The organism is Piscirickettsia salmonis LF-89 = ATCC VR-1361, from assembly GCF_000297215.2.
Taxonomy (GTDB): Bacteria; Pseudomonadota; Gammaproteobacteria; order Piscirickettsiales; family Piscirickettsiaceae; genus Piscirickettsia; species Piscirickettsia salmonis.
Window position 1 is genome coordinate 47,273 of the sequence record NZ_AMFF02000087.1, and the last position, 10,984, is coordinate 58,256.

Annotated in this window: 11 protein-coding genes, 1 pseudogene and 1 riboswitch; of the genes and pseudogenes, 8 read left to right on the forward strand and 4 right to left on the reverse strand. The window is 37.0% G+C overall.

The window, feature by feature from the left end:
* Window positions 1-316: 316 nt before the first annotated feature.
* On the reverse strand, window positions 317-1,711 hold the full coding sequence (locus C200_RS09290) for a protein kinase domain-containing protein (RefSeq protein ID WP_016210785.1): 1,395 nt from the start codon (window positions 1,709-1,711) through the stop codon (window positions 317-319).
* A 263-nt stretch (window positions 1,712-1,974) separates the two neighbouring features.
* Between C200_RS09290 and C200_RS14570 the strand changes: the two genes are divergently transcribed.
* The 5 genes from C200_RS14570 to upp all read left to right on the forward strand — a co-directional run bounded on the left by C200_RS14570 (window position 1,975) and on the right by upp (window position 5,882).
* Complete coding sequence (locus C200_RS14570; RefSeq protein WP_052047085.1) at window positions 1,975-3,315, forward strand: hypothetical protein; 1,341 nt, start codon at window positions 1,975-1,977, stop codon at window positions 3,313-3,315.
* 164 nt (window positions 3,316-3,479) lie between these two features.
* A complete protein-coding gene (locus C200_RS09300; protein ID WP_033923742.1) occupies window positions 3,480-3,665 on the forward strand; it encodes a hypothetical protein in 186 nt (61 codons plus the stop codon).
* A complete protein-coding gene (locus C200_RS09305) occupies window positions 3,640-4,077 on the forward strand; it encodes a hypothetical protein (RefSeq protein WP_016210776.1) in 438 nt (145 codons plus the stop codon). The genes C200_RS09300 and C200_RS09305 overlap by 26 nt, the downstream gene beginning before the upstream one ends.
* Before the next feature lie 272 nt (window positions 4,078-4,349).
* A riboswitch (yybP-ykoY riboswitch) is annotated at window positions 4,350-4,538 on the forward strand.
* Between the two features lie 14 nt (window positions 4,539-4,552).
* Entirely contained in the window at window positions 4,553-5,131 is a 579-nt protein-coding gene (locus C200_RS09310) for a TMEM165/GDT1 family protein (RefSeq protein WP_016210789.1), read from the forward strand.
* A 109-nt stretch (window positions 5,132-5,240) separates the two neighbouring features.
* Window positions 5,241-5,882 (forward strand): uracil phosphoribosyltransferase, encoded by a 642-nt coding sequence (gene upp, locus C200_RS09315; protein ID WP_016210787.1) that lies wholly within the window; start codon window positions 5,241-5,243, stop codon window positions 5,880-5,882.
* Here the strand turns inward: upp and C200_RS09320 are convergent.
* A complete protein-coding gene (locus tag C200_RS09320) occupies window positions 5,879-6,325 on the reverse strand; it encodes a hypothetical protein (protein ID WP_016210786.1) in 447 nt (148 codons plus the stop codon). The two genes, upp and C200_RS09320, sit on opposite strands and share 4 nt — an antisense overlap.
* Window positions 6,326-6,483: 158 nt before the next feature.
* On the opposite strand from C200_RS09320, the gene C200_RS09325 reads away from it, so the two are divergent.
* Window positions 6,484-7,380, forward strand: coding sequence for a branched-chain amino acid transaminase (locus C200_RS09325; protein WP_016210782.1), 897 nt, complete (start codon window positions 6,484-6,486; stop codon window positions 7,378-7,380).
* Between the two features lie 22 nt (window positions 7,381-7,402).
* On the opposite strand, the gene C200_RS09330 is transcribed toward C200_RS09325, so the two are convergent.
* Window positions 7,403-8,374, reverse strand: a complete 972-nt coding sequence (locus tag C200_RS09330; protein WP_016210784.1) for an alpha/beta hydrolase — start codon at window positions 8,372-8,374, stop codon at window positions 7,403-7,405.
* Between the two features lie 177 nt (window positions 8,375-8,551).
* On the opposite strand from C200_RS09330, the gene C200_RS09335 reads away from it, so the two are divergent.
* The gene (locus C200_RS09335) at window positions 8,552-9,205 is read left to right on the forward strand and encodes an epoxyqueuosine reductase QueH (RefSeq protein WP_017377589.1); all 654 of its coding nucleotides are present in this window, start codon (window positions 8,552-8,554) and stop codon (window positions 9,203-9,205) included.
* Here C200_RS09335 and C200_RS09340 read toward each other — a convergent pair.
* On the reverse strand, window positions 9,174-9,767 hold the full coding sequence (locus C200_RS09340) for a CDP-alcohol phosphatidyltransferase family protein (protein WP_016210775.1): 594 nt from the start codon (window positions 9,765-9,767) through the stop codon (window positions 9,174-9,176). The genes C200_RS09335 and C200_RS09340 overlap by 32 nt on opposite strands.
* 292 nt (window positions 9,768-10,059) lie before the next feature.
* On the opposite strand from C200_RS09340, the pseudogene C200_RS09345 reads away from it, so the two are divergent.
* Window positions 10,060-10,984, forward strand: a pseudogene (locus tag C200_RS09345) (hypothetical protein); the annotation flags it as partial.

Consider the following 10,984-nt stretch of genomic DNA (forward strand, 5'->3'; position numbering starts at 1 on the left):
TTTAAGCTTGTCAGATCATATCTGGAGTTTTACAGCTTAGGCGATTAAAATGTTTATGACATGTGCGTAAGGTGAGTTTTTAAAATTATTTGAAAATTTTTCAATCAGTCCCACTCAGATGAGTTATTTTAAATGGCAAAAAATAAAGGAATCACCAGAAAAATTAGAAAACAAAATACCTCCAACTATATTATATAATGCAGCTGAGACACCTGTTTCAAAACACAATAGTAATCTACCACTCTCGCCACAAAACTAAACTATCAATATATTTACAGCACGACAGGCCAATAACAGGTAATTATTTTACCTTAAACTAACGCGGCATATAAGCGGTTGTAGCGGCAGCAGCACCAGCTTCTTGCTGATTAAAAAATAAATGTTGCGCAGAGGCCCCTTCTTCTTGTACATCGCTAGTAGTTTGAGCTCTTATTTTTTCTAAAATTCTAGGGCAAATCATTACAAACTCTGGATAATTATTTTTTATATTTGAAGAAGATAAAAATTCTGCTTCATATTTAGCAAGCTGACTAATTAACGTTTTTAAATCTGACTTTTCAGACATTAAAAACTCAAAAACCGCTTGCAACGCCTGCGACTGATATTGATTAAATTGAACACCTACACTTGGCTGCCAATTTCCAGCAGTAATATGAGCCTTAATGCCCTCATAAACCTGTTGAATTTCATCATAAATACTACTTAAACATGCGTAACTTCCATAAAATTTCCAAGGATTATCAAGCACTTTATGAATACAAGCTCTCTCTTTAAGCCCAAGATGCCCTAAGTGCTGACAATGTAGATCAAACTGCTGAAGGTTATCAAGCGCAAGTTCTGTACCACAAAGATCTAAACCCAAAGCCCTAATTACTTGATAAGCCTCCAAGTTACCCAGCGCAATTGCAATATAATGATTGCCTAATTGTGCTTGCAAATGTTCCTGAAGAAAAGATGTCAACGTTGGCCGCAATGCAGCAACTTTATTTTGAGCATTCTTAATAAAGCCATAAAATGCCTGCGGCATTTTTACTGCATGACGATGTGCGCAAGCTAACATATAACCAAAAGAATACACATCTTGATTAAAATCAGCCTCAACTACTTTAGTTACTTGATACTTACTTACTTGATAATCAGTTAACCGAGTTCGTTCTGGTGCAAAATATGGACATACCTCAGATGTGGCTGTCGCCTCTCCTGGTGTTTCATAGGCGAAGCCAAAATCAATAAATTTTGCATTAAACACTCCATGTTTTTCTTCGATAATCACATTATCAAACTTAATATCACCATGTTGTAGGCCTAGATTGTGGATCCTTTGTAACTCAAGAGCCACGGCCAAAACAATCTCATGTGCATTCTCTGGATATTTTTTCAAGGTTTCATGGAAATTATCCCCCGGAAAAAGAGGCATAACTAAACGACCATCACAATCTTCTGTTTGCTCAAATAAAGCTTCCTCATTTGGGTAAGCTTTTTTAAAAAAATGTTTTTCCTTCCAAAGAAGCTCTAAGCCATCTATATCAATCTGAAGGGGCCGCTTTACCGCAAATTTTGCCAAGCCCGTTTGTGACTCAAATCGCCTTACACTGCCATGCGTGCCTTTGCCCAAATCTCCCACTGACTGATATGTTTCGATATTGCCATTTTCTAATTTTCTTTCAATAATCGAGCCACTACGTGGTCTTTTATATTCTAATATTGGCATCGGTATGTGACTAACCTCTAAAATAAAATTTAACTTTATATAAAAACTAAAAAAAACAAAAATATAATTTTATATTTACATTAAAAATATAACTTATACAATGAATTATTCACAATAAAAATTAACTATTAAAAATAAAGAATAAACATAATAATTTTTTTATTTTTTTAAGACTGAAAAAATGACATTTTAAGTGTAAATATAAATTTATCAGACTCGCAGTCTACTAACACTCAGTCATTTAGAGTTAGGGGTTAAGAGCTATGCCAAGAATGATCTTTACATTTGACTTAGATGAGACCTTACTTTGTAATAATCAAGGATTACTGTCACTAAACGCTGTTGAAAGAACACCTTCAAACTATGACCCTTATCAAGGTGCTTTTAGCGGATGTCACACGCTGCAAAAAGAAAAAACAAAAAAAATCATGCAGGACATTCTAAAAAATGGTGATGAAATCGCCTTTATCACAGCAGGGAGCATAAAAAAATCAGAAATCAAACAGTTTTTTCAAATTGAATATAGTATTGATTTAGGTAATGATTTTCAACACTACTACAATACTAGAGACAAAACATCTGCGCTTATAGAAATCGCAGGGGAGAACTGCTACACAAATATCGTATTAATCGACAACTATTCCCCACATATTGAATCAGCAGATACCGCGGGTTTTAAAACAATTTATGCAGATAATAATAAAAATGACTTAACAAATGGAACACACTACATTCAACAACTCGAAGAAATAATTGCTGAACGAACAATTAAACCTTATTACAAACAAGCAGAAGAAAATTTAGCTGCAGCGATAAGAAAAAGAGAACTAGAGCATAAAATAGCATTTTTAACAATTATAGAAAAAATTAAAGAGCTAGACCTATTAACATCAAGAAAGTTATCTCTCACATGTTGTTACACCTTAGGTGAGCTATGCAAGATTATATCAGAAAGAGAGCCATATGATTTTAAGGCAATAACACCTGAAGGTGACATGCTTATAAAAATTTTAAATGATTATAAAAATTATCATTTTAAAAGAAAGATATCACCACATGATAAGCCAGTACACATGGGAGATATACGCCGTTATGCTTTATCTCAGGTAAAGGATGAAAATAAACAAACCTTTAGCGCTCAAAATAGTGAAAAAGAAAAAGCAGAGGCTTTTTTAAAAGTTAAAGAAACTCTTAAAACTTTAGATATAGAAGAATCAAAAAAATCAGCAATTGATAAAGCTCAAACATTACCCAACTTATGTGCTGCCGTATTAGAAAAAGTAAAAGATTTAAAAAGTACTGCACCTGAAATCAATCAGCTTGTTGAGCTTTTAAACCATCATAGCCACTATTTACTAAGAATAGAAATTACTAAAATCAATGCAGCTGTTTGTGAAGAAGATTTATGGAAGCATGCTAAATATGAAGAAGAAAGTTCAAGTCAATATTTTTTAATAAGCAGCCAAGACGATAAAAACATAAAAAATCAATCTCAAGAAAAAAGTGATAGTAAAGAGCCATCATCCCTTATGTTTCAACATCACTCAGTAAGCTCTGGTGCTGGTGTGAGTAATTCACCGGCTCACACTCCTAATAACCAATAAAAATATAGGTTTTACACGCGTTACTCTTAACTGCAGAACACTCTACTAATACTTTTAGAGATACTGAAAATTAACTTAAAAAATTTATTTTAAAAAAACAATAAAAAAATATTTTTTTATATTATAGTTCATAAATTTTTTAGAATAACAGTGGAGATAAAAATATGCCAAAAATGATTTTTGCATTTGATATAGATGAAACACTGTTTTATACAAGTAACCGTCAAACAAAAGTAAACTCGGTTAATTACACTCTCTCAAGCTATAATCCCTATGGGCTCTATAAATGCTATACATTACATAAAGAAAGAATGACAGCCATTATTGCAAGGAATTTTAGCCAATGGTGATAGCATTGCCTGTATAACCTCAGGAGGTTTAACAGAAAGAGATGTCAGACAATTTTTTAAAGCTGAGTATAATGTTAATTTAGATCCAGATTATGCATTAGTCCCTGACTTTGAAAACCGCACTGAAATTAAGGATAAATTTTCTGCTACATTTAAGTGGATGGAACAAAATCCAACACCTTTGGAACGTCCTCGATTTGAATACTATAATGAACAAGGTGATAAACTTGCTACACTGAAATGGCTTGCAGGAGATCGCAGCTTAAAAAACAGTAGTACAGACCATTCAAGTATTGTGTTTATTGATAACTCTCTCCCCCAAGTAGAGCAAGCGTGGGAACAAAAATTTACAGCCATTTATACAGATACTAATTCAGATAATCCTACAAATGGAACAGAATATATCAAGTAACTAGAATCCATAGTTACGAGGCGAATAAGAGAAGTACAAGGGGAATCTAGGTTGATGCTTGATGGTCATGCAGGAAAACCGGATGGTTACCCTCCAGCTGCCCCCTCTTGTAGCAAATAACATACATCAAACTTACCTGTGCCTGGCGATATTATTTCATCAGATGCATCAATTTTAAGTTATTTTTTAAATGTTATATTCTCCAAACGCTAGCGCACCATCAACAGTTTGCAAGTTAAACGCTTGCCTTTTTATTACTCTCGCCATACAATCTACCCAACTCTGGGGAGTAGCTTCTTTTGATTTCCAACTATTCCGGTTATCAAAAGGCATGTGTCAACATACTTGAGAATATCTCATGGCACACGCGCCGTAAGGTTAGCAAGACCAGTAGTAAATAACTTCTTTAGCGCCGAGCTTAGAAGTGGTTTGCTATTGGCTTATTGCAAAGCTCGGCAGCTCTGGAGAACTCTAAATGCACTCATTCTTAATTTCTACATTAACCGTTAGCACCGCAGAACTTGGTGATAAAACTCAATTACTCACTTTACTTTTTGCCGCACGCTTTCAAAAACCACTGCCGATTATTTTGGCTATTTTTATCGCAACCTTATTAAATCATGGTATCACCACATGGCTGGGTGTATTTTTCAGCTCCTTTTTCAGCCCCATTATTTTACATAGCCTGCTGATGCTATCTTTTATTATCACAGCCGTATGGGCCTTAATCCCTGATACATTAGATGAAAGTGAACCTAAAAAAACAAAAAATAAAAATATTTTCTGGGTCGTCTTAATTACCTTTTTTATCGCAGAACTCGGCGATAAAACTCAATTGATCACACTGACTTTAAGCATCCAGTATCAAACTATTTTCTGGGTGACCCTGGGTACTACATTGGGTATGATGATCGCTAATATTCCTGCGGTTTTCCTTGGAAAAATCTGGTGTAAAAAACTCCCATTGCAACAAATTCGTATCGCTTCTGCCTTATTATTTATAATCTTGGCTAGCTATGAAGCATACCAATTAGTCCAGTTATTTAATTCATAAATTATAGATAAATAAAAAATAGTAAAGTCACTGTGGGTTTTAGCATTTTGCTATACAGCCACTATACTAAAAACAAATTAAAAAATAAGAAAACAAAGGCTTAAATACTATGGATTCAACCACATCATTCGCTCAACATATAAATCATCCAGCTCTTGCCCATAAAGTCAGCTTGCTGCGCTGTATAAAAACAGAGACACAACTGTTTCGCAGCCTTACCAGTGAGATCGCACACCTACTCGCTTATGAAGCCAGCCGCCACTTTGCTATAAAAACCAAAACCATCACCACCCCAGTACAAACCTGCACAAGCCGGTGCCTTAATCACTCCGCCCCCATGATCATTCCACTATTACGTGCAGGGCTTGGCATGGTTTCAGGAATTACCGCTCTGTTTCCAAATGCAGTTGTCGGTCATATTGGCTTAAAGCGCGATGAAACAACCCTACAAGCTGACTGCTACTATTTTAATCTCCCACCTCAACAGCCTGACCAATACGTTCTCGTTTGTGACCCCATGCTAGCAACTGGGCATTCTGCCGCAACCGCATTAACGCGTATCAAGGAAGTCGGCATCAAGAATATACATTTTTTGAATATTTTAGCTGCACCCGAGGGCATTGCTTATCTCAAACAACACCACCCCGACATCCAGCTTTACACCGCAGCAATCGATGAGCATCTCAATGAACAGGGCTATATTTGTCCAGGACTTGGCGATGCGGGCGACCGCCTCTTCGGCACTATCTAGTGCCGAGGCTCGTCATCATCATCGTCTTCTTCTATATGCAGATCAGGTTCATCATCCAGCATTTCCATATCTTCAAGGTGTTGCTCAAACATGCCAACGATAAAAAATGCATTATCAATACGTTCATCATCTTCGGTCACGGTTTGAACATTATCAAAATTAAAGCTCTCTTCATCTGCTGGAATTTTTCCGCGCTGCTGTTGCTCAAGATACAACCAAGTTGCAAATAAGTAATAGCTAGCCTCTTCTTCTGTTTCTTCTGCCTCTTTCTCACTACTGATGATTGTTTTATTTGATTTAACGAAGTCATAATATAGAGCCTCAACATCTGTCAAACGCTCTACTAAAAATTCACTCTGTTCAACTTCTTCATCGTTTTCTATCATCTCATTGAGATTACTCAGCTCAGCGTGTAAAAATTTTACAAAATCAATCACAGCCATCCCCTAAAATTAGCCATTTCCAAATTAACTGCTTATATAAAAGCGTATAAAATTGCTTTATTATACAGATGACCATACCATTAATCGATGCTATGATGCCAACACCAACATCAAGACACCCAGTAATAAACTAAATTAAAGCAATCATGAGTAATCTAATGCAGTCTACACAGTGGATTTGGCATAACGGCCAAGTCATCGCCTGGGACAAGGCAACCGTCCATGTTCTTACCCACAGTTTACATTATGGCTCAGCGATTTTTGAAGGCATTCGTTGTTATGAAACTCCCGAAGGCCCAGCAATCTTTTGCCTACAAGAACATTTAGAGCGTTTTTTATTCTCCTGCCAAGCCTTAAATATGCAGCTTGACTACGACTTAACTACCTTAGCCGAAGCAACGATTAAAACAGTCAAAACCAATGGGCTGCAATCAGGTTATATTCGCCCTGTCGCTTACTTTGGCTACGGCATGCAAGTGACCCCGACCGCTATCAATGCAGAGTGCGCTATTGCCTGCTGGCCAAATGCAAGCATCGTTCCACAAGGCTTACTCGATGTAAAAACCAGCCCAATCGCACGTATTCATCCAAGCACAACCGTCAGCGCAGCAAAGTTTGCTGGGCACTATTTAAATAGCAATTTAGCCGCTTTATGTATTCGTGGCAGCCACTACCATGAAGCATTAATGCTCGACACCGATGGACATGTTGCCGAAGGCTGTGGCCAAAACATATTTATGATCAAAGAAGGTACGCTTTATACCCCACAAACAGGCCATATTCTTGCCGGCATTACCCGCGCAACGCTACTAGAGCTCGCTCATACTCTAGGCATTCACACTATAGAAACCCAACTCAGTCTTGATGATTTTTATCAAGCAGATGAGGTGTTTTTCTCAGGAACAGCAGCAGAAATTGCCCCGATTCGCTCCCTTGACGATAAAATCATCGCAGATGGCCAAATCGGGCCTATCACTCACACACTCAAAGAAGCATACTTAAATATCGTCCACGGTCATAATGCACATTTTCGTCATTGCCTAACACTCGTCTAAGCTAGGCTTTAAGCTTAACTTATTACAACAGATCTAAGCGCTCGTATAAAATGTTACGAGCGCACTCGCGCAATTCAGTACTTTCATACAGTACATGATGCTTGGCATTTTCTAGACAATAGATACGCGAATATGGAAATTTATCTCGCAAAAAACGTAGGTTATAACGCCACGCCACTGTAGTGTCCTTACGGCCTTGCATAATGATTAACTCCTTATCACAACAGGCATAGTGCTTAAGACCGGCTTCATAATGAAAAGCCGCTTCTAACCATTGCACAGGCATCATGCCATGACGCAACGGATCATTCATTAAAAAGTCAACAAAATCCTTATCCGCACTATTATTAACCTTACCAAGCTTGACTTTTTTAAGCCAGTGCCGTGCTAAATAGTAAGCCAACTTCACTCGATACCAGCTAGCAATGCGTACTAAGGGCGCAATTAAAGCAACTTTCATCGCTAAAACATCAGGTAATTGCTGAGATAATAAGCCTAAAATCAAAGTCGCAGCACCCGTACTATGGGCTATAATCGTATCAGGCAATTGTTGCTCTTGCTGTAAACAGGATAATACTTGGTTTAATACCTCAATATAACGACTAAAATCATCAATCTCAGCATTTGACCCAGTCGATAAACCATGGCCCGGCATATCATATAAAGTCACTTGACAGTTTTTAGTTAAAAGCTCCTTAACTAAGTCACTATGAACTCCGACATGATCTAAATACCCATGCATAATCAACACGTGTCGCAACGGCTGCTGAGATGACTGGCTTGGATTTAGATTTAAGCTTGGCCTAAAGCGATAAACGGCAATTTGATAATCTTTAACTGAAATAGCCTGGGTTTTAATGTCAATATGATCAGCCAAAGGAAAGCCATAATAGTCAAAATACCTTTTTAAATCATCTGTCATTAGCGTCACTTGAGGCCAAAGTGCTAATTTTTGGCTTATTTTATCTTTTATCTCTTTTAATACTAATTCCATGCATAGTTACCTAATCACTTTACTTCTTCTCTTTTTTAATTACGCTTTCTTTTATTATTTAATTTATCTTATCACTTTAACTCACTTTCTTTATCAGCCCATTTTTTAATACCGCTTGCATCAATAGCAGACAATTAAGATAATAAGGCCAAAATCAGCAATATTTGAGAACCAATCATGGTACAACGTGACCCCCTCGAACTTCCTAACGGTGCAGATAAACTCTTGCTCCACTCCTGCTGCGCACCATGCTCAGGTGAGTTGATGGAAGCCTTCTTAGCATCCGGTATTAATTATACAATTTTCTTTTATAATCCAAATATCCACCCTAAACGTGAATATGAGATTCGCAAAGAAGAAAATAAACGCTTTGCCGATAAACATGGCATTCCTTTTATCGATGCAGATTATGATGTTGATAACTGGTTTAAACGCGCCAAAGGCCTAGAGCATGAACCTGAGCGCGGCATTCGCTGTACCATGTGCTTTGATATGCGCTTTGAGCGTACTGCACTCTATGCACATGAGCATGGCTTTAAAGTCATTACCAGCTCTCTTGGTATTTCACGTTGGAAAAATATGACGCAAATCAATGACTGCGGCGTACGTGCCGCCGTTAAATACCCCGAGATGACCTATTGGCAATATAACTGGCGTAAAGGCGGTGGCTCTAAACGCATGATCGACATTTCCAAGCGTGAAGAGTTCTATCAACAAGAATATTGTGGCTGTGCATATTCATTACGTGATACCAATAATTGGCGCCGTGATAACGACCGTAAGCCTATTAAAATTGGCATCAAATATTACTCAAACGATGAAAATAAATAAACTGACCCACACGCATCAAAGCAGTCAACAAGACCAAGCCACTATAAGCAAATGCTAGGCCGGCGAATCCGGCCGGCCACAAAATCATCACAATAAAAAAGACAAACGCCTCACAACGCTCCATTAAACCTGGACTATAGTGAAAGCTTTTATAATGCGCTTGCTTAGAAAAAATAGCAGTCACTAGAAAAGAAGTAATACATAAATAGCTCGCACCTAGCATTAAAAAAGCAGCCAATGCGCGTGCACCTGGATCAACCAACAACAAACCCAGCATGACAGCACACTCTACCATCCGATCACAGAAAATATCCAAAACACAACCTTGATTTGAACTCTGTGCATAATAACGAGCAACAACACCATCAAGACTATCTAAATAACCTGACAGCAATAACAAACAAGCGGCCCAAGAAGGCCAGCCCAATGCAATGCATAACGCCGAGACCAAACCACTCAACAAGCCTAAAATAGTAATCATATTTGCTGACAATCGGCACATACGTGCTACAGGTAAGACCAATAAACGCTGGTATGCCCCACTTAAATGACTATCTATCACCTAGCTCTCCTTCTTAGGCTATTTTGTTATATTAAAAATTTATCTTAAAAAGAACAAGTACTCAAACCAACGCTATTCCACATCTTAAATTACCGGCACTTAGAACTACAACCAGAAAAAATAAATCCACTAAAAATCATTTAAAATATAACAACAATAATAAATTATTATCTATTTTATTAGCAATTTACTATATCTTTTAAAATCATATATTATTGCCTTAAATAATCGACCATGCTAGGATTCAAAAAGATAGACTATAGATAAACTATATCAGCATAAGGGTTATTTCATGCTTAAACGCTTTCTTGTCAGCTTCCTATGTCTAGGGATGATATCTACCCCATACGCGAGCCCATCCTTACCATTTGAAAGACTCGTCATCTTTGGTGACAGCCTAAGCGATACCGGCAATTTCCCAGAACCAAATGATTATAGTTCTAGCGATACTCCACCATATAATCTATATATTCCAATAGCGAATCCAGTCAATTCACAATTATACGGTACAAACTTTCAAGTTCCTCAATCTAACATCAACTGGAGCTACCCCACCAAACAATTTTTAAGCGATGCTTCATCGCCGCAAGGCCTCATCAATGGACAAGTTAAAACCTATAGAAGTATTAATTGGCCAGAATATTTTATCTATAATGCTTTTCTCACAACAACTACAATAAACTCAAAATTAACTTCTTGGTATAATCTGTATAAAGCAAGCACAGTCCCAGACGCATCAACTTCATTAAATTATGCCTGGGCAGGTGCTTTAACTATTAATGGTTTTACTAATCAAGATTATACCCCACTTCAAATGATAGATGAACAAAGTCTATATAATTTAAAGCAATCTTATCTAAATAATACAGTCTCTATTAGTAAAATTGCTATTCCCGGACTAAATCAGCAGGTTAATATTTATTTAAATGACTTAAGTACTAAAAAAGTAGTAAAAAATGATAATACGGCCTATTTAATCTATATAGGCGGTAATGATATTGCTGAAACCCTATCAAATGACTTATTAAGCTTTAAGCTTAAAACATTTTTTAGCAAAGTTGGTTCAGTTTCGTTTCCAGGCACCATCGCTATGAATGTAAAAGCTGCGGTTGATAATTTAATCCAAAATGCCAATGCTAAACGCATTTATATTTTAACCTATTTAAATGTTGCCAATTTACCAACAGCATACAATCAATGGCACTGTTGCGAAAAAT